Origin of the sequence: Bacillus sp. MZGC1 (assembly GCF_002998605.1) — a bacterium.
Lineage (GTDB): Bacteria > Bacillota > Bacilli > Bacillales > Bacillaceae > Bacillus.
Map to the genome: position 1 here is coordinate 587,379 of NZ_PVRE01000003.1, position 24,561 is coordinate 611,939.

Genomic DNA, 24,561 nt, shown 5'->3' on the forward strand with positions numbered 1-24,561 from the left:
TTTCATTATAAGGGCAGGAGGCTTTTAATAGCAATTTGTCTTTTTCAGCACGATACACGTAAACAAAAAAAGCCGGCATTGGAATGCCGGCTTTTTGCTATGTTGATTAAATCTCAATCGATTCTCCGCTGTTTAACACATGACCAACGCCGCCATGCAGGCTGTCTGCAAATGCATGCGGGTCCTGTTCAATCGGCGGGAATGTGCTGTAGTGAATCGGCACGACCTGCTTCGCCCGAAGCCATTCGGCTGCGATTCTTGCATCGTCCGGCCCCATCGTGAAATTATCACCGATCGGAAGGAATGCAAGCTCAATATGATTCAGCTCACCGATCAGCTTCATATCTGAAAAGAGCGCAGTGTCTCCAGCATGATAAATCGTTTTGCCCTCTGCAGTAAATAAAATACCTGATGGCATGCCTGTATACGTAATCGTTTTTGCATCTTCATCAATGACAGCTGAACCATGGAACGCTTGCGTGAGCTTGACTTTACCAAATTCAAACTCACGTCCGCCGCCGATATGAAGCGGGTGCGTTTTCACCCCTTGCCAGCTTAAATAAACGGCAAGTTCGTTTGGCGCGACAACGAGCGCGTCATTGTTTTTAGCGATTTCAATGGTGTCACCGAGGTGATCTCCATGCCCATGTGTCAGTAAAATGACATCCGCTTTGACATCTTGCGGCTTGATATCTGTGTGTTTATTTCCTTTTAAAAATGGATCAATCCAAATATGGTATCCGTTTGTTTCAATGTGTACGACTGAATGTCCGTGATATGTAGCTTTCATGTGAGTATATCCACCTTTCGAATTTGATCTCATTTCATCTATTCCCTGTATAAAAAGCTGAAAAACTTAATGTCTGTGAATGACGTTAAGACCACCTGTTGCTTCAATAACTGTCCCTGTAATCAGGTCTGAGCGGTCATCGCATAAAAATGAAATGATGCGCCCTATATCCTCTCCAGTACCAGACCTGCCAATAGGCGTTTCATCGTCTTTGATCTGGCGTGCTTCTTCTATTGTGGATTCTTTCATGTCTCCAACGATTTTGCCTGGGCAAACCATATTGGCTGTGATGCCGTTTTCGGCTTCTTCAATCGCAATGGTTTTCGTCAATGACGCAAGCCCCACTTTTGCCGCTCCGAAGGCTGATCTGTGCATCCAGCCTGGTGCATGGTCTGCTCCTTGGAAGCCATACGTGATAATGCGGCCAAAGCCTTGTTTTCTCATCATGGGGATGACCATTCGGAACAAATGGAACACTGCGGATAGGTTGCCTTCCATCATTTGATACCATTCATCTTCAGAGTAATCCGCTAGTTTCTTACGTTCAAAAATATAAGGTCCAGCATTGTTAATCAAGGCATCGATCCGCCCAAATCGCTCTGCTGCCAGCTCTACCATGTTTTTTAAATCTTCTTTGTTTGTCACATCTCCTTGGACAAATTGAAGCTTTTCTTCGTATTCCTGCAATTCTTCTTTCATCTGCCGGACAGCTTCATCATCACTTCGATAATTCACTGTCACAGAATACCCCATATTCAGTAAAGACTCGGTTACTTTCCTGCCAAGTCCTTTAGAACCCGCTGTTATTAATGCGTGTCGCACACAATCTCCTCCTAAAGCAAAGGTTGCAAGTTCACATGTTTCTTATCTTTACTTTACTATAAACCAGCATCTGGCGCACTTATGAACCCTTTCTGCTATCATGTTCTCCAAGGAAGAGGATTCTCCTTTCTGACAGCAAAAAAACCATCCGCATCATACGAATGGTTTTTTGACGTGTTACGCTAGGCAGGCTTTTGCTTTTTCTAAAGCGAGCTGAATTTGTTTAAATCCAGTTCCACCTGCACTTGTTCTTTTTTCAACAGCAACATACGGATCAAGAACGGTGTAAATGTCTTCTTCAAAAAGATCGCTCGCTTCTGTGAATGTTTCAAACGGAAGATCACTTAAGTAGATGCCTTTTTGAATGCACGTATACACGAGCTTGCCAACGATTTCGTGTGCTTCACGGAATGGCATGCCTTTTTTCGCTAGGTAGTCTGCCACTTCGGTCGCATTTGAGAAATCTTCTTTTGTTGCCTTTTTCATGACATCTTCGTTCACTGTCATTGTTTGAATCATGCCTGTGAAGATTTGCAGGCTGCCAGCGATGGTTTTCACTGTATCAAACATGCCTTCCTTATCTTCTTGTAAGTCTTTGTTATACGTAAGCGGCAAGCCTTTCATAATGGTGAGAAGCCCCATCAGGTTGCCATATACACGGCCTGTTTTCCCGCGGATCAATTCAGCCATATCCGGGTTTTTCTTTTGCGGCATCATGCTGCTCCCTGTTGCATATGTGTCATCAAGCTCAATGAATTTGAATTCTTGAGAGCACCATAAAATGATTTCCTCACAAAGACGTGAGAGATGCATCATCACAAGGCTGCTATTAGACAAAAACTCTAAAATGAAATCCCGATCACTTACGCCATCAAGGCTGTTTTCGTAAATATGATCAAAGCCAAGCAGCTCTGCTGTATATTCACGATCAATCGGAAATGTCGTTCCTGCTAACGCTCCGCATCCAAGTGGAGACACGTTAATTCGCTTCAAAGAATCTTGAAAACGCGCTTTGTCACGTTCAAGCATCCAGAAATAAGCGAGCATATGATGAGCAAAGGAAATAGGCTGTGCACGCTGCAAGTGCGTATATCCTGGGAAAATCGTTTCAACATGCTGTTCTGCTTTTTCCACAAGCACTGTTTGAAAGGACGAGATCAGTTCAATGATATGCTCTACTTGGTTATTCAAATATAAATGCATATCGGTTGCAACCTGATCATTCCGACTTCTCGCTGTGTGCAATTTGCCGCCAAGCGGACCAATCTCATCAATGAGCATTTTTTCAAGGTTTAAATGGATGTCCTCATAATCGACTGAGAATTCCAATTCATCTGCCTCTGCCTTTTTCATGAGCGTATTCAGTCCATCTTTGATGGCAGCGGCCTCGTTATCGCCCAGGATACCGCATGTATTCAGCATACTTGCATGAGCAAGGGAGCCGGTCAGATCTTCTTTGACTAATTGTTTGTCGAAATGAATGGACGCGCCAAACTCATCGACCCATTTTTCTGGTGTTTTTTGAAATCGGCCTCCCCAAAGCTTTTTCATGCTTTAACCTGCTCCTTTTTATTCACGATGCTGTTTACTTTTGTTGGTAAGCCCCAAAGATTAATAAATCCTACCGCAGCATCATGATCGAATTCATCTGCTTTTGTGTATGTTGCTAGATTTTCATCATAAAGTGAATATGGTGATTTACGTCCTTCTACAATGGCATGGCCTTTAAATAGTTTCACACGTACAACACCTGTTACGTTCTGTTGTGTTTCTTGTAAGAAAGCATCTAATGCTTCTTTAAGCGGTGAGAACCATAATCCGTTGTATATTAATTCAGCCATTTTTTGTTCAATGATTGGCTTAAAGTGTGCGACTTCTTTCACTAGTGTTAAATCTTCAAGCTCTTTATGCGCTTTTAGAAGTGTGACAGCACCTGGGCACTCGTACACTTCACGAGATTTGATGCCCACAAGACGGTTTTCAACGTGATCGATTCTGCCAACCCCATGCTGACCAGCGACTTCATTTAAATGAAGGATGAGATCAGATAATGAATACTGGATACCGTCAATGGCTGTTGGTTTTCCTTTTTCAAACGTGATTTCGATGATCTCAGGTGTGTCAGGTGTTTTTTCAAGTGGAGTCGTTAGATCATATGCTCCTTCTGGCGGTGCAGCCCAAGGATCTTCTAAAATGCCGCACTCGTTACTTCTGCCCCAAAGGTTTTGGTCGATTGAATATGGGCTGTCTAAGTTAATCGGAATTGGAATACCGTGCTTTTGAGCATAATCGATTTCTTCATCACGAGACCATTTCCACTCACGCACTGGTGCAAGAACTTCTAGGTCTGGATTCAATGCTTTAATAGATACTTCAAAACGGACTTGGTCGTTTCCTTTACCAGTACATCCGTGTGCAACCGCTACTGCATTTTCTTTTTCTGCGACTTCCACTAGTTTTTTTGCAATAAGTGGACGAGATAATGCAGATACAAGCGGATATTTCCCTTCATACATCGTGTGTGCTTGTAATGCAGTCAGTGCAAATTCTTCAGCAAACTCTTCTTTTGCGTCAATCATATAAGACTGAACCGCTCCGACTTGAAGTGCTTTTTGTTGAACGAATGCTAAGTCTTTTCCTTCACCTACGTCTAGGCAGCAAGCTACGACTTCGTATCCTTGCTCTTGTAACCATTTAACTGCAACAGAGGTATCAAGACCTCCGGAATATGCTAATACGACTTTTTTATTTTGTGACATGATTGAAAAGCTCCTCTCGCTTGTTTTGATTCTGTGAATGTTTTTTTGCATAAAAATAAGTTTTAATTTATAAACATGCATTTAGTATGTATACACTGTAACAAGGAAAAATTGTTTTTTCAACCCCTTTATGAAAAAAACTCCGCCAAATGTTCTTGGCCGAGTCATTTTGGGCTATTTTTGATCCTTTTCAAGCTCTCGTAAGACGTGAGGAAGCTCTGGAATCATGAGTTTTGTCATGGCTAAACGAACAGCTCCAGTAGAGCCTGGTGTGGCAAAGACGGCTTTCTGGTTGACGACACCTGCCGCTGCCCGGGACAAGATAGCGGCTGAACCGATGTCTTCTGTATAGCTCAGCATGCGGAAGATTTCGCCAAAGCCAGGCAGCTCCTTGGAGAAAAGCGGGGTGATCGCTTCAATGGTGACATCCCTTGCGGCAATCCCTGTCCCCCCGTTTAATAAGACGGCATCTATTTTCGGTTCGCTTGTTCCCTCTAGCACAGCGTCTTGGATCGCTCCAATGTCATCTTTTACAATATCGTATGCAAGAATGAGATGTCCCTGTTCTTTAAGCAAATCAATCATCAGGCGGCCGCTTTTATCTGTTTCTTTCGTTCTTGTATCACTGACCGTAATGACTTTTACATAAAGCCTCTCTTTCGCCTCACGTTTATGTTCTGTCACGCTCATTTTTCACACCGCTCCCTTTTGCTTCGTATTGGACAACATTATAGCATGCTGCTTTTAACAGAAAAAAGCTCTTTTCCTTATTGGAAAAGAGCTTTTTCATTTTTGATTATGCTAAGCGCATAACGTCTCTTGCAATCATTACTTCTTCGTTCGTTGGAATGACGATCACTTTTACAGGAGAGTGCGGGTAGCTGATGAATGCTTCTTCGCCTCTCATGTTGTTAAGAGAAGGATCCCAGTAAACGCCCATGAATTCTAGACCACGAAGTACACGAGCTCTTACTTCTGAACTGTTTTCACCGATTCCAGCTGTGAAGATGATCGCATCTACACCATTCATTCTCGCTGCATAAGAACCGATGTATTTATGAATACGGCTTGCAAAAATATCAAGAGCTACTTCTGCACGGTCGTTTCCTTCTTCTGTTGCTTCTTCGATATCACGAAGGTCACTTGATAGACCAGACACACCTAAAAGACCACTCTTCTTATTCAAAGTAGAAAGTACTTCTTCAGCTGTATGTCCTGTTTTCTCCATAATAAATGGAATAAGGGCAGGGTCAATGTTACCTGAACGTGTACCCATTGCAACACCCGCAAGCGGTGTGAAGCCCATTGAAGTATCGATTGATTTTCCGCCTTCAACTGCTGCGATACTCGCACCATTTCCAAGGTGGCAAGAGATCAAACGAAGCTCTTCAAGAGGACGGCCTAATAGCTCTGCTGCACGCTCTGTTACGAACTTATGGCTTGTCCCGTGGAATCCGTATTTACGAATACCAAAGTTTTTGTAGTAGTCGTATGGAAGGCTGTATAGGTAAGACTGCTCTGGCATTGTTTGGTGGAAGGCTGTATCGAACACAGCAATCGCTGGTACGTCAGGCAGAATTTGTTTGAATGCTTTGATTCCTACAACGTTTGCAGGGTTATGCAGTGGTGCTAGCTCTGAAAGCTGATCAATGTCATTGATGACTTCATCTGTTAAAAGAACAGAGTCGCTGAATTTCTCTCCGCCGTGAACGACGCGGTGTCCTACGCCATCAATTTCATTAAAGTCTTTGATGATGTTAAATTCAATTAGTTTTTCAAGCAGCATTTTGACCGCTACTGCATGATCTGGAATATCTGTGATTTCTGTTTTCTTTTCTCCATCTACAGAAATCGTGAAGATACTGTTGTCCATTCCGATTCTTTCAACAAGGCCTTTTGTTAAAACGGTTTCTTCTGGCATGTCGAACAATTGGAATTTAAGAGATGAGCTTCCTGCGTTGATTGCAATAATTTTAGACATTCCTGTCGCTCCTTTTACTCAGTTGTTATATAAGGTTTCACGTTTTTTCCGGTGCTATATTCAACCTGTTTGACGGGTCTTTTATAGTTTAACGATAAGTCCGAAAAATATCTGACTTTTTCATTTAAACATTGAAAACTTTGCATTTCAAGTGCACCTTCAAACTGTTACCGCTTACATCGATAAGTCGTTATTTTCTGAATAATAAAATAGCCAGACATCACTCTGGCTATTCTTTCGTTTCTTTTTCTTCTATAAACCACTGGTCTAATTTTCTCATCACACCCACCATGGCTTCCTTCTGTGAGAAAGAAGGCAGATTGGCAAACAGCATCCGTTTTGGTGCTTCCAAGCCTTCCTTTTTCTTTTGCATCACAAACAAGCTTTTGGCGTGCTTTTTGTCCTTGAACATGGAGACCGGCAGCTGAATTAACGCATTCATATATGCATGATCTTTGATAAAATCCTTTAATTGCACGCTTTCTTTTCCTTCAAACAAATCGTTTGGAATGATGAAGAATAAGAAGCCGCCTTCTTTCGTATAACGAAGGCTTTGTTCAATGAATAAATAATGGGCAAAGGCATGTCCTTCTTTTGCCTTCAAATCATAGTCTGCTGCACGCTCATCATTTGGGTAATAACCGACTGGCAGACTGCATACAGTGACATCTACTGGTGAGATCAAAAGCGGCTCAAGGCTGTCTTGATGGAAAAGCTCGACTTCCTTCTCTTCCAAGTTTGCCTGTGCCCATGCAATTTTAATGAGTACATCATCAATTTCAGACGCAAAGCCGCGCTTTGTTTCTGCAGTGAGATTGTTTAAGACAGCAAGCAGTAAGTTCCCTGTTCCCGCTGCTGGATCAAAGACAACAAGCTCTTTTTGTCCTTCTAAAAATTTATTCACCAAATAGCTGACAAACAGCCCGATCGTATCTGGGGTCATCTGACGATTTGGATGGGAAATATCCTTTTGTCCTTTCAATACGGCGAGCTGAAACGCTTTACGAATCTGCTCATGATCATAAGAAGCAAAATCTGCTTTCTCTATTAAATCCTTTAGTAAACCGTCTCGATCATTTGCTTGGAAAAAGGCTTCTCCTGCTTCAGCTAATGCTTCAATATAGGAAATGCTTTGGTCCTTTTTTAATCGAATAGAAGCTGTATCGAGCAGCTCGAAAATCGTACTTACTTGATCTTTCTGCAATGCTTTTCTCTCCTCGCTTTGTTAAAAGCTATATCTCCTCATTGAAAAGAGCCCCAGTATGAAGCCGGAGCTCTTGTCGATGCTGCTTTTATAACAGTGATTTTGCAGCTTCAATGGCTTTTTCATAATTTGGGTGATTCGTTGCTTCGCTTACGTATTCAGTGTAAACCACTTTTCCGCTCGGGTCTAATACGAAGACTGCGCGCGCCAATAAACGCAATTCTTTCATATATACTCCGAACGCTTCACCAAATGACATATCTCTATGATCAGATAATGTTTCGACATTTTCAATTCCGTTTGCTCCGCACCAGCGTGCTTGTGCAAATGGAAGGTCTGCACTAATTGTATAGATATTGACCGGACCTAAACCGGCTGCCTCTTCATTGAAACGTCTTGTTTGTGCGTCACACACACCTGTATCAATAGAAGGAATCACTGAGATGATCGTCACTTTTCCTGTTAAATCTGAAAGTGAAACTTCCCCTAGTGAGTTCGTTAATACCGTGAAATCTGGAGCCTGCTCGCCTACTTTCACTTCATTTCCTACAAGCGTGACAGAACTCCCTTTAAATGTGATCGATGCCAAAACAATTCCTCCCTTATCAAATGTATGGTTCTATCATAGTAGAGAAAGCAAAAAACTGCAAAGCCTAATCGTCACTTTTGAAAAAAAAGTTAACTGCAGCGCAGCTAACTTTTTAAAGGTCTATGTCATCTAGTTTTCGTTCTTTATGACGGTTCTCCCGTTCATCCTTCTTAAACATGTGCTGAAGACGTTCAATTGCTTGAGGAGCAGAATCCAATATTTTATCAAGCAGATGTGTATGTTCATCCAAATGAAGCATTCGAACGCCGTTTGTTCCGACAATTAAGAAGGCGATTGGTGTAATAGACACCCCTCCGCCGCTTCCTCCGCCAAATGGGAGTCTCGGTTCTTTTCGTTCTTGATCATCAGAACGTTTTTCTTTCTTTTGGTTCCCGTTAAATTCACTGCCGCCAGCTGCAAATCCAAAACCAACCTTCGACACAGTAAGAATGACACTGCCGTCAGGGGTTTCGACTGGATCGCCGATGATCGTATTCACGTCTATCATTTCTTTTAAGTTTTCCATCGCTGTCTTCATAAGACCTTGGATTGGATGATCTGCCATTTTCGGGTTCCTCCTTAAACAGATGATTCATTCTTCGTTGCTTGAAGAGAGGCATTTTTTCTCGCCTTTCTTCCTTTTAACCAATGGACAAGTAAACGAATGGCTGCAAGCATAGCATGTCCAATACGAAAATAAGCTATACATGTAAACTGGGTTTGTGACACATTATGCTGAAAGGCAGGAATGACTTCATATACCGGTTTATGCTTAAAAGTGAGATGCTCCTGCATAAAGGCAAGCAGTGCTCCTTTGACTGACCACACACCGCCGGCTGCTACACCTGTTAAAGCGGCGTCATGAAAGCCGATCCATGTTGACCAGTGAAACGATACAATTCTGATGTGAATGAAGAATTTACGCATGATCCGGTTTAAATCGACGATCTCTTTTGTGATGCGCTCCATTTGATGAAGGATTTGCTTCATATCACGTTTTCCCACTTTTTGATGTATGGATTCTTTTTCGTGACTAGGGGTTTTGGCGCTCGCCATCTTCTTTTCACGTATATCAATCGTTTGATCTTCTGGATTGACCCTCACCATCGGAATGTCTTTTTTGAGTCTGATGATTCCATATAAGGTGATGATCTTCAGTGCAAGGTGGTCATTGTCATTTGCATGTGAATAATCCAGTGAAATGGTTACTTTCATGAAGATCAATAAGATCCCAAGGAACAAAAAAGCTGCGATCCAAACGTAAAGCACTGTGCTCACTTCCTCCATAACAAATGATGCTTCTCTACGATTATGGCTCTCATTCTGGATTTTATACCCAATCATGAAAAAAGAGTTTGACCGGTACCCGGCCAAACTCCTCTGATTATACGTTTGCTTCTGTTTTTTCATATAAATGTTCATGGACGACCACCGTATCGGCAAAGTAATCATGAACCCCTTGCTTTTTCGGTGAGAACCCAACGACAGCATAGAGAACAAAGAGCGTATTAATGTAGCGACCTACAATCTCTCTAAAGAAAATGACATCCCATGCCAGCTTCTTCTCAGGCTGAAGCGAGACCACTTTGATCCCAAACACCATTTTGCCGAGTGTTTGTTGAAAGATTTTCGTCATGATGGCGAAATAAAGCAGGAATACAATCGTCGTTGTGACGGAGAATGGAGAAAACCATCCTCCTCCTTTGGACCAGCCAAACAGACTAAAGATTGGAGAAACCGTCAAATGGTTGACACCCCAGACGACGAGCCAATCAAGAATAAACGCCCAAAACCTAATCCAAAAGCCTGCAAACGCCTGTGCTTCAATCACTGCACGTTTCGCAAGAGCCGGATTCGATTCTTCTTGGCTGCGGCTTTCGGTTACTTCATCGAATGTAGAATCCATCTATGATCCCTCCTTTATTTTGAATAGAGATACATCGGTTTAGACCCGTTTGAGCCAGCCAGTGTTTCTTTTAGATTGAGAAAATCAATTTCACTTTTAAAGAGTTTGCTTGCGCTCATATTGAAGAGAGAGTTCCAGCCAAAGCTTTGAGAATAGCTGATCACTGTCGCTCCTTTTAACCCTTTTTCATTTTTCTTCATTGCTTTGATTGCATCTTCATAATATCCTAGCTCATCGACTAATCCGTTCGATTTCGCCTGTGTTCCGTCATAGACTCGGCCGTCAGCAATTTTCTTGACGTCCTGTTTTGACATGCCGCGTCCTTCAGAGATGACTTTGACAAACCCTTCATACGAGTTATCAACCATGCTTTGCATGATGTCGCGCTCATCTTTTGTCATATCACGATTTGGTGACATGATGTCTTTAAATTTTCCGCTCTTAATTGTTTCGTATTTAATACCTAAATTATCCGCCAGCTTTGAATAGTTCAAGCTTTGCATAATCACACCTAACGATCCTGTTAATGTTTCAGGTGAAGCAAAGATTTTCTTGGCTGGAGTTGATACGTAGTAACCGCCAGAAGCTGCCATTGAGCCCATGGAGACGTAAATCGGCTTCTTCGCTTTTTTCACTTCTTCTAATTTTTTATGTATTTCCGCACTTTCATAGACACCGCCGCCAGGAGAGTTGACGCGCAGCAGTACACCTTTTACTGAAGCATCATCTTTCGCTTTTTCTAGTTCCTTGAGGAATGCACGATGATCATATCCTTCTCCGCCTAACAGACTTGATGCGCCGCCATTATCTTGAATGGTTCCATTAATCTCAAGAACCGCAATTTTCCCAGCACCGCTTCCATCCTCTAGTACCTTTTCTTCTATTTCATCCCCAAATTGATAGCTCATTTTATTGTCATTGAAGTTTTCGAACAAGGCCATCGTGACACTTATCACAATTGAAAATCCGAAAACACCTAGTGCAATGATTAACGCTACCCATCTTTTCGCATTCATCTTTTTCTCCTCCTTTTTGTCTCTCTTCATTGATACGAATATTCACATGAAATGTTTCACAGGAATTGTGGTTTTTTTACATTTCATTTCATCATATGATAGCACCTCTTTTCATTCACGATCAACTTTACATCGTCTCCTTTGAGATGCGCATGACGAAAAATTGGCTTTTTTATCCTCCCTCTGCACCTAATAGGCTAGTTCTACACCACAACGAAACACCTAAACCACTCTTTCATGAGAAAGAAGCTATTCAATTATGCTCAAATCCTGCCCTTTTCGAATCCCTTACATTGACTCATTTCTAAAAACGAATGCCTTCATCATGCAGGTTTTTCTAATGTTTTTACTTTCATATGAAAAAAGTGTAAAATGTGAGCAAGGGTTCACATGTAAGCCCTTTATTATTGGAAAACTATTTTTGACAACAAAGGGGAGAACGTCAATGACAGACAATCGTCGCAATGTATTTTTCTTTTACAAAAAAGATCATGAATTGGATGGACACATTTCTTCTCTGGAGAAGCTCGCTACCGATCAAGGCTTTCAAGTCGTCAAGCGTGCAGAGGATGCCCATATTATTGCTTCAATTGGCGGGGATGGCACATTTCTTCAAGCAGTCCGCAAAACGAATTTCCGGGATGACTGCTTGTATGTAGGGGTATCAAAAACAGAGAATTCGCATCTATACTGCGATTTTTCATTAGAGCATTTTGATAAAATGATTGATGCCATGAACACTGAACAGATTGAAGTGAGAAAATATCCGATCATCGATGTAAGCGTTGACAGTACCAATCAGTTCCATTGCTTAAATGAACTGTCGATCCGCTCAAGCATTATTAAAACATTTGTGATCGATGTGTATATAGATGATTTCCACTTTGAAACATTTAGAGGAGACGGAATGATTATTTCTACTCCGACCGGCTCAACAGCCTACAATAAATCGGTAAACGGCGCCGTGGTTGATCCGATGCTCCCTTGTATGCAAGTCACAGAGCTTGCATCGCTAAACAACAACTCGTACCGTACACTGGGTGCTCCTTTCATCTTAAGCAGTGACCGCAAGCTAACGCTGAAGGTTGTGCAGGACGGAAACGACCATCCAATTATCGGGCTTGATAACGAAGCGCTTGGCACGAAACACGTCAAACAAATTGACATCGGCCTTTCAGGAAAAGTCATTAAAACAGTGAAATTAAAAGACAACTCCTACTGGGAAAAAGTAAAACGCAGATTCCTTTAATCAAAAGCTCCTTTATGGGGCTTTTTTTCATGTCTTTTCATTCACGGTCATGGTTATGGTATGATGTCACAAGTATGAATGTACGAAAAGGAGAACACGATGACATTACAACAATTTGATCAATATCCATTAAGCAATGAATTAAAACAAGCGCTAAAAGCACTTCACTTCCATACACCTACACCTGTTCAGCACGAGACATTATCCGTTGCTTTTTCAAAGCAGGATCTGATCGTCAAATCTCAAACTGGCAGCGGCAAGACCGCAGCCTATGGTTTGCCGATTTGTGAAATGGTCGATTGGGCTGAAAATAAACCTCAAGCCCTCATCCTCGTTCCAACACGAGAACTCGCCATGCAGGTCAAACAGGATCTCACAAGCCTTGGACGATTGAAACGAATCAAAGCCGCAGCCATTTATGGAAAAGCCCCTTTTCAAGCCCAAAAAGTAGAGCTTGCACAGAAAAACCACATTGTGTGCGGAACACCAGGCAGAATTTTGGATCACCTTGAGAAAGGTACTCTTTCATTAGAAAACCTCAAATTTTTCGTGTTAGATGAAGCGGATGAAATGCTGAACATGGGATTTATTGATCAAGTCTCTTCTATTATTCAGTATCTGCCGCCAAAGCGCATGTCAATGCTGTTTTCAGCGACCATGTCTGATGAGATGAAGAAATTGAGCGAACAGTTTTTACAATCACCAAAAGTGATTGAAATCGCACGCGCGGAAACGTCTGTACAACAAATCACCCACACCGTGATTGAAACGGAAGAAGAAGCAAAATTCTCCCTTCTTCAGCGTACGATCGTCATTGAAAATCCAGATAGCTGCATTATTTTCTGTAATACACAGGACAGAGTGAATGAACTCACAATGAAGCTGGACGAATGGGATGTGCCTTGTGACAAAATTCATGGAGGCATGAGACAGGAAGACCGCTTCGCTGTCATGGATGAATTCAAAAACGGTGAGTTCCGTTATTTGATCGCAACCGATATAGCAGCCCGGGGCATTGATGTCAGTGATATGACACATGTGATTCATTACGATCTGCCCTATGAAAAAGAGCGCTATATTCACCGAACAGGAAGAACTGGCAGAGCGGGGAAAAGCGGGAAAACCATTGCGTTTATGACCAAAAACGCAATGCCTCTGATTGATGAATTAAAGCAGGAAGCAGGTATTGATTTCCAGACGCAGCCTTATCCAACAAAGGAAGAAGCAGAGCAGTATGTAGAAAGCTTTGAAGAAAAGATTGAAACACCGATTCAAAAGGAAAATAAACAGGCAGGCGTTGAGAAGGATATTATGAAGCTTTATTTTAACGGCGGAAAGAAAAAGAAGCTGCGGGCCGTTGATTTCGTTGGGACCATTGCCAAAATAGAAGGCGTTGCCTTCGATGACATTGGGATTATTACCATTCAAGACACGAAAACATATGTCGATATTTTAAACGGCAAAGGCCCTCTTGTGCTGAATGCCATGCGCCATACAACCATTAAAGGCAAGCAGTTAAAAGTTCATGAAGCACGTTCATAAAAAGTGAAGGCTAAGCGCCTTTACTTTTTTATTTAAAATAAAATAAGCTTACAAACCTTGATACCGTCAGCCTTTCCGGCGTCCAACATGACAAATGTCATATCGAATACATGATGGGTGCTACTATGAGCATGACACCTTTCCTTCTATACTTTGAAGTAGAAAGAAACGGAAAGGACTTGAACGTTCATGACGACTTCAACAAACACACAGCAGCAAGCCACTTTAAGAAAACAAGTTGGCCAATTCTCTGGTGCTAATTCGAAAAAAAGTATCATTCAACTCTTTAATACATTTATTCCATTTTTGGGGCTTTGGTTTCTTGCCTATTATAGCCTGAACATCTCCTACCTTTTAACCCTCTTCTTTGCGGTTATAGCAGCTGGTTTTTTAGTACGTGTCTTTATTATTTTTCATGACTGCTGCCATCAATCCTTTTTTAAACAGAAACCGCTGAATCACCTGTTCGGTTTCTTAACAGGTGTACTCACCCTTTTCCCTTATCTTCAATGGCAAAGAGATCATTCGATTCACCATGCCACAAGCAGTAATCTAGACAAACGAGGTACTGGTGACATTTGGCTCCTGACAGTCAAAGAATATCAAGAAGCATCAGTATGGACGAAATTTCGCTACAGATTTTATCGTAATCCTTTTGTGATGTTTATTTTGGGACCGATCTTTGTTTTCCTGTTTAAAAACCGTTTCAACGTCAAAAATGCTCGTAAAAAAGAGCGCTGGAACACCTATTTCACAAACGTATCGATTGTTTTGTTGGCAGGAGCGACCTATCTCCTTTTTGGCTGGGAAGGTTTGTTACTTGTCCAAGGTCCAATCTTTCTGATTTCTGGATCAATCGGTGTATGGCTGTTTTATGTGCAGCATACGTTTGAGGATTCTTACTTTGAAGCAGATGAACATTGGAATTATGTGCAGGCAGCTGTAGAAGGCAGTTCTTTTTACAAATTGCCAAAACTTCTTCAGTGGTTAACAGGCAATATCGGTTATCACCATGTCCATCATTTAAGTCCGAGGGTACCGAATTATCATTTGGAGCATGCTCATGAGCATAGTGAGCCGCTTCAAAATGTTCCAACCATCACTTTAAAAACAAGTATTGAGTCAATGAAATTTAGACTTTGGGATGAAGAAACGAAAGCATTCGTTACCTTTAAAGAAGCACGGCAATCTAAGAAGATGACCGTCCCTGTCATTAAAGGAGACATTCTGAAGAAAAATGCATAATTGGTGCAAGCTCTTTCTTACACTAGAAGGAGCTTGTTGTCATTTACAGGATGCAACCATAAGTTGAATTTGATAAAGTAAGGAAAAAGAACGAAAACGGAAAAGGTGGCACACGGATGAAAAAACAGTTTAAAATTCAAAAATTGCATGGGATTTCTCCCTATATATGGGCCATTTTTTTCATCCTGCCCTTCTATTTTATCTTTAAGACCCCATCGACTTTAAGCATTGTGATCGGTATCATTTTAAACGTCGTCTTTTTTGCCGTCTATCGTTTTGCCTTTGTCTCAAAAGGCTGGGCTTTATATGTATTCGGTCTTCTATTGATTGCGATTTCTACTGGCTATGTGATGCTCTACAGCTACATTTATTTCGCTTTTTGCATCGCCTATTTCAATGGGCATATTAAAAGAAAAGTACCCTTTTATATCTTATACTATATTCATCTAGGGAGCGCTGCCATTGCGGTGAACTTTAGCTTGATTTTAAAAAAGGGATGGTTTCTCACACAAATTCCTTTTGTTGTGATCACACTCATTAGTGCCATTCTCCTCCCTCTCAGCATTCGAAGCAGGAAAGAACGTGAACGGCTTGAAGAGAAATTAGAAAATGCCAATGAACGGATCGCTGACCTTGTAAAAATTGAAGAAAGGCAGCGCATTGCACGTGACTTGCATGATACCCTTGGACAAAAGCTTTCTCTTATCGGTTTAAAAAGTGATCTTGCCCGAAAACTCATCTATAAAGATCCTGAACAGGCTCGTGCCGAGCTCAAAAGCGTCCAGCAGACAGCCAGAACGTCTCTGAATGAAGTGCGGAAGATTGTTTCCTCCATGAAGGGCATACGAATCAAAGATGAACTGTCGAACATACAGCAAATTCTCGAAGCAGCCGGAATTGAATTGATCTATGATGAAAAGGAAGCGCCAAAACACATCTCTCTTCTTAACGAAAACATTGTGAGCATGTGCATCAAAGAGGCAGTGACAAATGTCGTCAAACATAGTAATGCGACCATCTGTAAAATCACCATTCATCAAAAATCAAAGGAAGCCATCATCACCGTCGAGGATGATGGGACATTTAAAGGCGATTATCCTCCCTCTCAAACGAAGGGTCATGGCCTTTTAGGAATTAGAGAAAGATTGGAATTTGCAAATGGGCGCCTGCGTATTGAGACAAAGGACGGAACAAAGCTGATCATGAGTATTCCAAATGATTCAGCAGCAAAAGAAAAGGAGGGGATGAAATGATCAACATCTTTATCGCAGAGGATCAGCAAATGCTGCTTGGTGCGCTCGGTTCACTTCTTGATTTAGAAGACGATATGAAGGTAGTTGGGAAAGGATCGAATGGCCAGGATGCCATCGATTTTGCCAAAAAACACCCTGTTGATATTTGCTTAATGGATATTGAAATGCCAGGAAAATCCGGACTTGATGCAGCGGAAGAGCTCAAAGGAACAGATGTGAAAATCATCATTTTAACGACCTTTGCCCGCTCTGGTTATTTCCAAAGGGCGCTCAAAGCTGGCGTCAGCGGCTATATGCTGAAAGACAGTCCAAGTGAAGATCTGGCAAGTGCCATTCGCAGTGTGATGAAAGGGAAAAAGGTGTACGCCCCTGAATTAATGGAAGACTTATATAGTGACGAAAATCCTTTAACAGAACGAGAGAAATCGGTCCTAGAACTCGTCGCAGACGGCAAAAACACAAAAGAAATTGCTAAGGAACTCAGCATTAAAAGCGGCACTGTCCGGAACTACATTTCCATTATTTTAGATAAGCTAGAAGTGAAAAACCGCATTGAAGCCATTACACGCTCAAAAGAAAAAGGCTGGTTTAAATAAGAAAAAAGATCAGGACACATGTGCCTTGATCTTTTTTTCTACCAAAAATCCCCCTCTATTTTTTATCACCAACTATCAAAATGCAATTGACAACAGACCGCACTCCTATGATATGATATCCAAGTGATAATAATTATCATTATCACTCGTGCAATCAAATACCCGGCTTATGTGCCGATTTCAAAGGAGTCTACATTCATGAAGAAAATATTGTTCCCTCTGATGCTCATCCTTGTACTTGCGTTGAGCGCATGTGGCAATAGCAGCAGCTCTTCCTCAAATAAAGGAAATCAATCAACATCATCAGACAAGATTACATATCAATCTGAAAATGGCCCTGTGAAGCTGCCAGCGCATCCAAAACGTGTCGTTGTACTCGGTTCTTACACGGGTAATGTCATGTCACTAGGTGTGAACCTAGTCGGCGTCGACTCTTGGTCAAAAAAGAACCCTCGCTTCCAAAAGGAATTGAAAGATGTGGAAGAAGTGTCGGATGCCAATGTGGAAAAAATCATGAAACTAAAGCCTGATGTCATCATTGGCTTAAGCAATACAAAAAATGTAGAAAAACTAAAAAAAATCGCGCCAACAGTTTTGTTTACGTATAACAAAGTCGATTACCTTCAGCAGCATATTGAAATTGGAAAAGTATTAAACAAAGAAAAAGAAGCCAAAGCATGGGTAAAAGATTTTAAAGAACGCGCAGCTGAAGCTGGAAAAGAAATCAAAGCGAAAATCGGTGAGGATGCGACGGTTTCTGTGTTTGAAAGCGGCACAAAAGATCTTTACGTGTTTGGAGATGCATGGGGCCGCGGCACAGAAATCCTCTACCAAGAAATGAAACTAAAAATGCCTGAAAAAGTGAAAGAAAAAGCATTAAAGGCTGGCTACTATGCGGTTTCACAAGAGGTCATTCCTGAGTTTGCTGGAGACTATATGATCATAAGTAAAAACAGCGAAATGGACAATTCCTATCAAAACAGTGAAATCTACAAGTCCATCCCAGCTGTGAAAAAACATCATGTGTATGAGGCAAATGCAGAAGAATTCTATTTTAATGATCCGCTCACACTCGACTATCAACTATCATTCTTTAAAAAGCACTTTTTAGGTAAATAAATTGAAGCAAGGGAGCCCTTCCCTTGCTTTTTTCTTGTCTGCTTCTAGCGGCAGCGCTTTTTTTCCGCTACAATTACATACAAGCGAATACAAAAAGTGTGGTGCTGGTTTTGTTTAAAATTTTACTGATTGAGGACGATACAACCCTCTTCCAAGAAATCAAAGAACGTCTAGTAAACTGGTCCTATGATGTTTATGGGATTCATGATTTTCAACAGGTGATGCAGGAATTCACTTCTGTTCAGCCTGATCTCGTCATTATTGATATACAGCTGCCAAAATACGATGGTTTTCACTGGTGCCGAATGATTCGGCATCATTCAAATGTACCGATCATCTTCCTCTCCTCTCGTGACCATCCTGCTGATATGGTCATGTCAATGCAGCTCGGTGCCGATGATTTTGTACAAAAGCCCTTTCACTTTGACGTGCTCATTGCCAAAGTCAGTGCCGTTCTTCGCAGGGTACATGATTACAATGCAGAACCTGCAAGCTTAAAGGTATGGTGCGGCGCTACGATCGACCTAGAAAAAAACACCGTCACAAATGATCACGGTGAAGTGGAATTAACGAAAAATGAACTGTTTATTCTCAAGGAATTGATTCAGCATAAAAATCATATTGTCAGCAGGGAATCACTCATTCAAGCACTGTGGGAGGATGAACGGTTTGTCAGTGACAATACACTCACTGTGAACGTCAATCGCCTTAGAAAAAAACTAGATGAGATCTCCCTTGGCACCTACATTGAGACAAAAGTGGGCCAAGGCTATCTTGCAAAAGAAAAGGATGATCAATGATGCTGCAAGCATTTTTAAAAGAACGAAGAAGCTGGATCCTGTTCTTTCTTAGTTTGCAGCTCCTCATTCTGTTTGTTGCTTATTTGGATACGACCATTCCACTGGCGTCTCTTTTTTATATTGTGTTATTATCTACGTTTTTCATGATCGTCTTTCTCTTTTTCCGATATCGTAAAGAAACGGCGTATTATGAGCGGCTGAAAGAATGGGATGATCATATTGATCATCAAATGCGGCTCACTCCATCTTCCCCATTTGAACAGCTTGTACATGATGCGACATCAGAGCAAATTGCCCGCTACCGGAAAATGGCAGCAGAACAGCAAATCGCCCTTGAAGAAGAGAAGGATGAATTGCTCTCATGGATACATGAAGTGAAAACACCTCTCACAGCGATGCACTTAATGATTGACCGCTTAACAGAGCAGCCGCTGAAATCGAATATGACGTATGAATGGCTCAGAATTCATTTATTACTCGATGCCCAGCTGCACCAAAGCAGAATACGTCATATCGAAAATGATTTATTTATTGAACAGCTTGACCTGCAAAGCATCTTAGCCAAAGAAATCAAAGCGCTCCAATCATGGTGCATGCAAAAAGGAATCGGCTTTGAACTCACGCTAGAAGAACGTCACGTATTAAGTGATACAAAATGGTTATCCTTTATGATCAGACAGGTGCTCACAAATGCAGTTAAGTACAGTCATTCGTCCGATATTGCCATTGAAAGCAAGCGAATGAATGACCAAGTGATGCTGACGATCTCAGATCAAGGCAGAGGGATAGATCCAAGAGACCTTTCTCGTATTTTTGAAAAAGGCTTTACCTCAACGAGACATCACAATGACACCGCCTCAACAGGAATGGGGCTTTATTTAACGAAAAAAGGAGCAGACGCTCTTCATATCAAGATCGAGGTCAACTCCACGATAGACCAAGGCACAACCTTCACCTTTATCTTTCCGAAAAAGAATGATTTTGTGCATATTGCGAGCATGTGACAAAACAGACGAATCAAAATCTCTTCGCATCTGGCTCACAAGCTAGTGCGAAGAGATTTAAGTATTTTATTTAAGAAATACTCCCCGCTTCTTGAGGAAAAATATCTCCCATCTGTCTACGTCTATAAATACTTAAAATCAGTCCAACAGCCATTAATTCTAGCAGAATATGAGAACCACCATAGCTCATGAAAGGCATGGCCAATCCCGGAAAAGGCAACAAGCCAAAATTTGTGAAAATACTTAAGGTAAATTTGGTTGCAAACACAGCTGCTAAACATGTCATTACCATTTTTCCATAAGTCAATTTCACTCCTTTTGCTGTATGAAATACTCTGTAAATAAATATAACAAACAACATGAGAGCCACCACTCCTGCCAACCACCCAAACGAATAAATGATATATGTAAACATCCAATCAGTATGAACCTCGGACATTGCAGAAGGAATGATTTGAAGCCCGTTTGAACTGAATTCATGAACTGTATAAAAGTAAAGGCGGCTATCTCCTTGAAAAAGAGAAAATAATTCAACCACCAGATATAAACCACCTGCTGCTGCGAGCGGAATGATTTGCCTTAAACGTGCACTAGACACACACATCATCGTTAAGCACATGACAAAACAGATGATGGTCGCAGGAAGAAAACCAATTGCACTGATTAAAATAACTGGTAAAGCCATAATCCCCACTCCAAGCCAAGCTTTGAAATCATTCTCCCAATTCCAAGAGTGAAAAATACCTGCTAAAGAAACAGTCACAAGAAATGGTACAATCTCCGTCAGATTGATTGAGATATCGCTTAATCTTAAAAAAAGAATACCGTTTACTCTTATGCCAAAAACCATCGTCAGAAGCACCATTCCGAGCGTCCCGATGTACAAATGCCAAGAGTATTTCAATAAGCGCCGATAATCGAAAGAAAACAAAGCAAACATAAGCACTAGTCCAACTAAATAAAAGGCGAGACTTTTATAAAAAATATTCATGTCTTGTAGATTTGTAAACTCCGAATGAAACTGTAAAAAGTACATGACAAGCAGTCCGAAAGAACAAGCGGCTAACACAAGAAGAATCATTTTAAGATCCATTTGGGTTTTATGTGTTTCATGAAGCTGCGCTCCGAGAATGGCCGCATCCCCAATTTGTTCTATCGCTTGATCCACCGCCTCTTCTTCAGACATCCCAGCATTCATCGCTTCCTCTTTTAGCGTGTATAGATGATCCATAAGCTCAAGCTTTATATCCGTATGGACATCTTTATTTTTGATTCGTTTACAAACATTTTTGATATACTTCTCGAACTTTTTTTCTAATCCCATGCGATTTTCCCTCCGTTCAACACGCCATCGACTGCATTTTTGAAAACATCCCATTCTTCTTTCTTTTCCTTCATAAATGCTTTTCCTTGTTCATTTATTTTGTAATATTTTCTTTTCCGATTGCCATTCCCTTCGCCCCAGTAAGAGATAATGAATTCTTTCCCCTCCAAGTTGTGCAAAATAGGATAGATTGTTCCTTCTTTAAAGCTGAAAATCCCTTCAGACTTCTCCTCCAATGCTTTGATCATTTCATATCCATACATTGGCTTTTCATTTAACAAGCTTAAAATCAAGGTAGCTGTACTTCCCTTTAAAAGCTCTTTACTTACTTTCATTCCTGGTCACCCCTAATACATAGATTTACTATGCATACATTTGATATGCATAGCATACATGAATAAAATGACCATGTAAAGCTCCAAAACGTCATAATGCCAAGAAAAATCCAAGAAGATTGATACATAAGAATGAAAAACAGATAAAATGAATGTGTGATTAGCAGAAACGGAATTAAACAAAACTTGAGTACCGTTTAAAACAACAAGCATGTGACAACAATGTCACATGCTCGTCTGTTTTGTTCGCCAAATCGAAGGAAGTGCGGCGGGCTTCTTTTTATACTAGAGGTATCAATTAAATAGAAAAAGGGGATCGACAAATGAACATTTTAGAAGCTCGCAAAATATATAAAAGCTATGGAAATAAATTCAACAAACAAGAGGTGCTGAGCGGCATTGATTTGACCATTGAAGCCGGAGAATTTGTCAGCATTATGGGGCCATCAGGCTCGGGGAAAACAACCCTTCTAAACGTATTGTCCTCTATCGATCATGTATCCAGTGGATCGATTCGTATCGCAGATGCTGAGATGACACAAATGAAGGATCAGCAGCTCGCAGAATTCAGAAAAAAGCAGCTTGGCTTTGTCTTTCAGGATTATAACTTACTTGATACACTCACGGTCAAAGAGAACATCCTCTTGCCATTATCCATCTCCAAAACGCCGAAAAAAGAAGCTTTTGAACGTTTTCAACAGCTCGCGGAGGACATGGGCATCTATGAACTAAGAGACAAATATCCGAATGAACTCTCTGGTGGACAAAAGCAGCGGACATCAGCAGTTCGTGCCTTCATTCATGAGCCGAGTCTTATTTTCGCGGATGAACCTACCGGAGCGCTTGATTCCAAATCTGCATCTGATCTACTCAATAAGCTGCAAGATTTCAATCGCAAACGAAAAGCGACCATAGTCATGGTGACACATGATCCTGTCGCAGCCAGCTATTCAAGACGCGTCATTTTTATCAAGGACGGACAAATCTATACTCAGTTGAATAAAGGTGCTTTAGAGAGAAAGATGTTTTTCGAGGATATTATGAAAACGCAAGGTGTCTTAGGCGGTGTGAAGCATGAACATTAATCAGCTCATCTTCCGTAACCTGAAGAAAAATTTGAAGAATTACTATTTATATGTGTTTGCTCTCGTGTTTAGTGTGGCGCTCTACTTTTCTTTTGTCACCTTGCAGTACTCACCAGCACTTGATGATGTAAAAGGGTCCATTAAAGGCGGTGCGTCGATTAAAGCCGCTTCGGTACTGCTCATTGCCATTGTTGGGATCTTCCTGTTATATGCGAACAGCATTTTTATTAAACGACGAGGGAAAGAAATAGGTCTCCTGCAGCTCATTGGCATGACGAAACAAAAAATTGCCAAACTGCTCAATGCAGAAAATTTCATCCTATATGTGTTCTCAATGGCTGTTGGCATCATAGCTGGATTTATCGGTTCAAAGCTCATGCTGATGGTGCTATTTAAAGTAACCGGCGTTAATGCCATCGCGCATCTGCATTTTTCAGGCATGGCCCTTCTGCAAACGCTCATTGTCTTTTTCATCATCTATGGATTAATTATGCTAAGAAATAGACGGTTTATTAGTAAACAGACAATTTTATCTTTGTTTAGAACCACGTCTTCTACAGAGCAGCGTGTGAAAAAGATCTCTGTGTTTGAAATCATCATTGGGGTTTTCGGTATTGTCTTGATCAGCTCAGGCTATTATATTTCTTCTCAGCTTTTTAGCGGCTCATATACGTCCATGCTTGAGTTATTTTCAGCAATGATTTATATTCTAGCCTCTGTCATTATCGGTACCTTTCTTTTTTATAAAGGCTCTGTTTCTTTCATTGCCAATATTGTACGGAAAAGAAAAAATGGCTATCTCGCCATTCATGAAGTCCTGTCTTTGTCATCTATTATGTTCCGATTAAAATCAAATGCACTGCTTTTAACGATTATTACAACCGTATCTGCACTTGCCATCGGGTTGTTATCTTTAAGCTACATTTCCTATTACTCAGCAGAAAAAGCGGCTGAACAACAGATTCCATCACATTTTGTCATGGGCTCAGAGAAAGAAGCCGATACCTTCACTCGTGCACTTTCTGACAAACATATTGCGTATGAAAAAAAGCAGTTCAAGGTCATTCAAGCGGATTTTGATGCACATAAGATCATGGATTCGGAATTACAAAGTTTGAATAAGAATCCAAGAGTCTTGACACTGCCTGTGATCAGTGAGAAAAATGCACCTAATATTCATGTAGAAAACAACGAAGTCATCTTAAGCGGCTACAGTGATTTATTGAAGAAATTCATGCCGATTCAAAGTTCAGGTGATGTGAAACTTCTCATCAAGAAGCCGCTTGATTTAAAAGTCATTGATATGAAGAAAGATTACATCATCTCTTACAAATTCACTTTTGGCGGTCTGCCTGTTGCCGTCGTCAGTCAAAATGTCTTTGAGAAGCTTGACCAGCAGAAAGATCCTAAACTGCAGCTTGAGAATAGTCAATATCATGCGGTCAATATAAAAGATGATAAAAATCTTGAACAAGCCAATGATGTGTTTACATCTTTAAAACTAGGTGACGACAGCATGTCTCAATTAGCTTCAGCTCAGCAGCAAAAGCAAACAATGGGACTGATGATGTTTGTGGTTGGATTTTTAGGTCTAAGCTTCCTTGTGACATCAGGCTGTATTTTATACTTCAAACAGATGAATGAAAGTGAAGAAGAACAAAGCTCGTACACGATCTTACGTAAGCTTGGCTTTACAGAGAAAGATCTATTAAAAGGCATTAGGCTCAAACAGCTATTTAACTTTGGGATTCCGCTCATCATCGGATTGCTGCACAGCTACTTTGCAGTACAGTCTGGCTGGTTTTTATTCGGCGGTGAACTGTGGACACCAATGCTCATCGTCATGTCGATTTATACGGTTTTATATTCTGTCTTCGGATTCCTATCTGTCCAGTATTACAAAAAGGTCATTAAAGAATCCTTGTAATCTATTCCCCATAGG

General features: G+C 41.0%; 24 protein-coding genes. 10 read left to right on the plus strand and 14 right to left on the minus strand.

The genetic code is table 11. The features are described 5' to 3' along the window. Window positions 1-106 precede the first annotated feature (106 nt). The 12 genes from C6Y06_RS12435 to sppA all read right to left on the minus strand — a co-directional run bounded on the left by C6Y06_RS12435 (window position 107) and on the right by sppA (window position 11,067). On the minus strand, window positions 107-790 hold the full coding sequence (locus tag C6Y06_RS12435; RefSeq protein ID WP_060596988.1) for a metal-dependent hydrolase: 684 nt from the start codon (window positions 788-790) through the stop codon (window positions 107-109). 66 nt (window positions 791-856) lie between these two features. Continuing rightward, on the minus strand, window positions 857-1,612 hold the full coding sequence (locus C6Y06_RS12440) for an SDR family oxidoreductase (RefSeq protein ID WP_008343153.1): 756 nt from the start codon (window positions 1,610-1,612) through the stop codon (window positions 857-859). 177 nt (window positions 1,613-1,789) lie between these two features. Then, entirely contained in the window at window positions 1,790-3,163 is a 1,374-nt protein-coding gene (argH, locus tag C6Y06_RS12445) for an argininosuccinate lyase (RefSeq protein WP_106036957.1), read from the minus strand. Continuing rightward, window positions 3,160-4,371, minus strand: coding sequence for an argininosuccinate synthase (locus C6Y06_RS12450; RefSeq protein WP_106036958.1), 1,212 nt, complete (start codon window positions 4,369-4,371; stop codon window positions 3,160-3,162). Before C6Y06_RS12450 ends, argH begins: the two co-directional genes overlap by 4 nt. Window positions 4,372-4,545: 174 nt before the next feature. Then, the gene (locus C6Y06_RS12455) at window positions 4,546-5,061 is read right to left on the minus strand and encodes a MogA/MoaB family molybdenum cofactor biosynthesis protein (protein ID WP_106036959.1); all 516 of its coding nucleotides are present in this window, start codon (window positions 5,059-5,061) and stop codon (window positions 4,546-4,548) included. 106 nt (window positions 5,062-5,167) lie between these two features. Continuing rightward, a complete protein-coding gene (locus C6Y06_RS12460) occupies window positions 5,168-6,352 on the minus strand; it encodes an acetate kinase (RefSeq protein WP_034661872.1) in 1,185 nt (394 codons plus the stop codon). 229 nt (window positions 6,353-6,581) lie between these two features. Then, the gene (locus C6Y06_RS12465; protein WP_034661875.1) at window positions 6,582-7,556 is read right to left on the minus strand and encodes a class I SAM-dependent methyltransferase; all 975 of its coding nucleotides are present in this window, start codon (window positions 7,554-7,556) and stop codon (window positions 6,582-6,584) included. 88 nt (window positions 7,557-7,644) lie between these two features. Beyond that, window positions 7,645-8,145 (minus strand): thiol peroxidase, encoded by a 501-nt coding sequence (gene tpx / locus C6Y06_RS12470; protein ID WP_034321005.1) that lies wholly within the window; start codon window positions 8,143-8,145, stop codon window positions 7,645-7,647. A 112-nt stretch (window positions 8,146-8,257) separates the two neighbouring features. Next, window positions 8,258-8,710: a GerW family sporulation protein gene (gene ytfJ / locus C6Y06_RS12475; RefSeq protein WP_003216488.1), complete on the minus strand. Its 453-nt coding sequence runs from the start codon at window positions 8,708-8,710 to the stop codon at window positions 8,258-8,260. 14 nt (window positions 8,711-8,724) lie between these two features. Then, window positions 8,725-9,414, minus strand: a complete 690-nt coding sequence (locus tag C6Y06_RS12480) for a DUF2953 domain-containing protein (RefSeq protein ID WP_223249898.1) — start codon at window positions 9,412-9,414, stop codon at window positions 8,725-8,727. 115 nt (window positions 9,415-9,529) lie between these two features. Beyond that, on the minus strand, window positions 9,530-10,051 hold the full coding sequence (locus tag C6Y06_RS12485; protein WP_034661878.1) for an RDD family protein: 522 nt from the start codon (window positions 10,049-10,051) through the stop codon (window positions 9,530-9,532). A 14-nt stretch (window positions 10,052-10,065) separates the two neighbouring features. Continuing rightward, the gene (sppA, locus tag C6Y06_RS12490; RefSeq protein WP_060596993.1) at window positions 10,066-11,067 is read right to left on the minus strand and encodes a signal peptide peptidase SppA; all 1,002 of its coding nucleotides are present in this window, start codon (window positions 11,065-11,067) and stop codon (window positions 10,066-10,068) included. A gap of 445 nt (window positions 11,068-11,512) precedes the next feature. Between sppA and C6Y06_RS12495 the strand changes: the two genes are divergently transcribed. From C6Y06_RS12495 to C6Y06_RS12530, 8 genes are all read left to right on the plus strand, one after another. Continuing rightward, window positions 11,513-12,316: an NAD kinase gene (locus tag C6Y06_RS12495; RefSeq protein WP_003216672.1), complete on the plus strand. Its 804-nt coding sequence runs from the start codon at window positions 11,513-11,515 to the stop codon at window positions 12,314-12,316. 99 nt (window positions 12,317-12,415) lie between these two features. Beyond that, on the plus strand, window positions 12,416-13,858 hold the full coding sequence (locus C6Y06_RS12500) for a DEAD/DEAH box helicase (RefSeq protein WP_060596994.1): 1,443 nt from the start codon (window positions 12,416-12,418) through the stop codon (window positions 13,856-13,858). Window positions 13,859-14,047: 189 nt separating this feature from the next. Beyond that, window positions 14,048-15,103 (plus strand): Delta(5) desaturase DesA, encoded by a 1,056-nt coding sequence (desA, locus tag C6Y06_RS12505; RefSeq protein WP_060596995.1) that lies wholly within the window; start codon window positions 14,048-14,050, stop codon window positions 15,101-15,103. 116 nt (window positions 15,104-15,219) lie between these two features. Further along, window positions 15,220-16,356: a sensor histidine kinase gene (locus C6Y06_RS12510; RefSeq protein ID WP_060596996.1), complete on the plus strand. Its 1,137-nt coding sequence runs from the start codon at window positions 15,220-15,222 to the stop codon at window positions 16,354-16,356. Then, a complete protein-coding gene (locus C6Y06_RS12515) occupies window positions 16,353-16,952 on the plus strand; it encodes a response regulator transcription factor (RefSeq protein WP_060596997.1) in 600 nt (199 codons plus the stop codon). Before C6Y06_RS12510 ends, C6Y06_RS12515 begins: the two co-directional genes overlap by 4 nt. A gap of 198 nt (window positions 16,953-17,150) precedes the next feature. Continuing rightward, window positions 17,151-18,071, plus strand: coding sequence for an iron-hydroxamate ABC transporter substrate-binding protein (locus C6Y06_RS12520; RefSeq protein WP_066030557.1), 921 nt, complete (start codon window positions 17,151-17,153; stop codon window positions 18,069-18,071). A gap of 110 nt (window positions 18,072-18,181) precedes the next feature. Continuing rightward, window positions 18,182-18,871 (plus strand): response regulator transcription factor, encoded by a 690-nt coding sequence (locus tag C6Y06_RS12525; protein ID WP_148660152.1) that lies wholly within the window; start codon window positions 18,182-18,184, stop codon window positions 18,869-18,871. Then, window positions 18,871-19,875, plus strand: a complete 1,005-nt coding sequence (locus C6Y06_RS12530) for a sensor histidine kinase (protein WP_060596999.1) — start codon at window positions 18,871-18,873, stop codon at window positions 19,873-19,875. The genes C6Y06_RS12525 and C6Y06_RS12530 overlap by 1 nt, the downstream gene beginning before the upstream one ends. A 70-nt stretch (window positions 19,876-19,945) precedes the next feature. Here the strand turns inward: C6Y06_RS12530 and C6Y06_RS12535 are convergent, their stop codons facing one another. Beyond that, a complete protein-coding gene (locus C6Y06_RS12535; RefSeq protein ID WP_106036961.1) occupies window positions 19,946-21,199 on the minus strand; it encodes an FtsW/RodA/SpoVE family cell cycle protein in 1,254 nt (417 codons plus the stop codon). Continuing rightward, window positions 21,190-21,534: a PadR family transcriptional regulator gene (locus tag C6Y06_RS12540; RefSeq protein WP_060597001.1), complete on the minus strand. Its 345-nt coding sequence runs from the start codon at window positions 21,532-21,534 to the stop codon at window positions 21,190-21,192. The genes C6Y06_RS12535 and C6Y06_RS12540 overlap by 10 nt, the downstream gene beginning before the upstream one ends. Before the next feature lie 323 nt (window positions 21,535-21,857). Between C6Y06_RS12540 and C6Y06_RS12545 the strand changes: the two genes are divergently transcribed. Beyond that, complete coding sequence (locus tag C6Y06_RS12545; RefSeq protein ID WP_012010889.1) at window positions 21,858-22,619, plus strand: ABC transporter ATP-binding protein; 762 nt, start codon at window positions 21,858-21,860, stop codon at window positions 22,617-22,619. After that, window positions 22,609-24,546 (plus strand): ABC transporter permease, encoded by a 1,938-nt coding sequence (locus C6Y06_RS12550; protein WP_060597002.1) that lies wholly within the window; start codon window positions 22,609-22,611, stop codon window positions 24,544-24,546. Before C6Y06_RS12545 ends, C6Y06_RS12550 begins: the two co-directional genes overlap by 11 nt. Window positions 24,547-24,561 lie beyond the last annotated feature (15 nt).

Excerpts from the sequence above, each read along its gene's own strand:
- C6Y06_RS12435 (WP_060596988.1), bottom strand. The coding sequence starts at position 790 with ATGAAAGCTACATATCACGGACATTCAGTCGTACACATTGAAACAAAC.
- argH (WP_106036957.1), bottom strand. The coding sequence starts at position 3,163 with ATGAAAAAGCTTTGGGGAGGCCGATTTCAAAAAACACCAGAAAAATGG.
- C6Y06_RS12450 (WP_106036958.1), bottom strand. The coding sequence starts at position 4,371 with ATGTCACAAAATAAAAAAGTCGTATTAGCATATTCCGGAGGTCTTGAT.
- C6Y06_RS12455 (WP_106036959.1), bottom strand. The coding sequence starts at position 5,061 with ATGAGCGTGACAGAACATAAACGTGAGGCGAAAGAGAGGCTTTATGTA.
- C6Y06_RS12460 (WP_034661872.1), bottom strand. The coding sequence starts at position 6,352 with ATGTCTAAAATTATTGCAATCAACGCAGGAAGCTCATCTCTTAAATTC.
- ytfJ (WP_003216488.1), bottom strand. The coding sequence starts at position 8,710 with ATGGCAGATCATCCAATCCAAGGTCTTATGAAGACAGCGATGGAAAAC.
- C6Y06_RS12485 (WP_034661878.1), bottom strand. The coding sequence starts at position 10,051 with ATGGATTCTACATTCGATGAAGTAACCGAAAGCCGCAGCCAAGAAGAA.
- sppA (WP_060596993.1), bottom strand. The coding sequence starts at position 11,067 with ATGAATGCGAAAAGATGGGTAGCGTTAATCATTGCACTAGGTGTTTTC.
- C6Y06_RS12495 (WP_003216672.1), top strand. The coding sequence starts at position 11,513 with ATGACAGACAATCGTCGCAATGTATTTTTCTTTTACAAAAAAGATCAT.
- C6Y06_RS12500 (WP_060596994.1), top strand. The coding sequence starts at position 12,416 with ATGACATTACAACAATTTGATCAATATCCATTAAGCAATGAATTAAAA.
- desA (WP_060596995.1), top strand. The coding sequence starts at position 14,048 with ATGACGACTTCAACAAACACACAGCAGCAAGCCACTTTAAGAAAACAA.
- C6Y06_RS12510 (WP_060596996.1), top strand. The coding sequence starts at position 15,220 with ATGAAAAAACAGTTTAAAATTCAAAAATTGCATGGGATTTCTCCCTAT.
- C6Y06_RS12515 (WP_060596997.1), top strand. The coding sequence starts at position 16,353 with ATGATCAACATCTTTATCGCAGAGGATCAGCAAATGCTGCTTGGTGCG.
- C6Y06_RS12520 (WP_066030557.1), top strand. The coding sequence starts at position 17,151 with ATGAAGAAAATATTGTTCCCTCTGATGCTCATCCTTGTACTTGCGTTG.
- C6Y06_RS12530 (WP_060596999.1), top strand. The coding sequence starts at position 18,871 with ATGCTGCAAGCATTTTTAAAAGAACGAAGAAGCTGGATCCTGTTCTTT.
- C6Y06_RS12535 (WP_106036961.1), bottom strand. The coding sequence starts at position 21,199 with ATGGGATTAGAAAAAAAGTTCGAGAAGTATATCAAAAATGTTTGTAAA.
- C6Y06_RS12540 (WP_060597001.1), bottom strand. The coding sequence starts at position 21,534 with ATGAAAGTAAGTAAAGAGCTTTTAAAGGGAAGTACAGCTACCTTGATT.
- C6Y06_RS12545 (WP_012010889.1), top strand. The coding sequence starts at position 21,858 with ATGAACATTTTAGAAGCTCGCAAAATATATAAAAGCTATGGAAATAAA.
- C6Y06_RS12550 (WP_060597002.1), top strand. The coding sequence starts at position 22,609 with ATGAACATTAATCAGCTCATCTTCCGTAACCTGAAGAAAAATTTGAAG.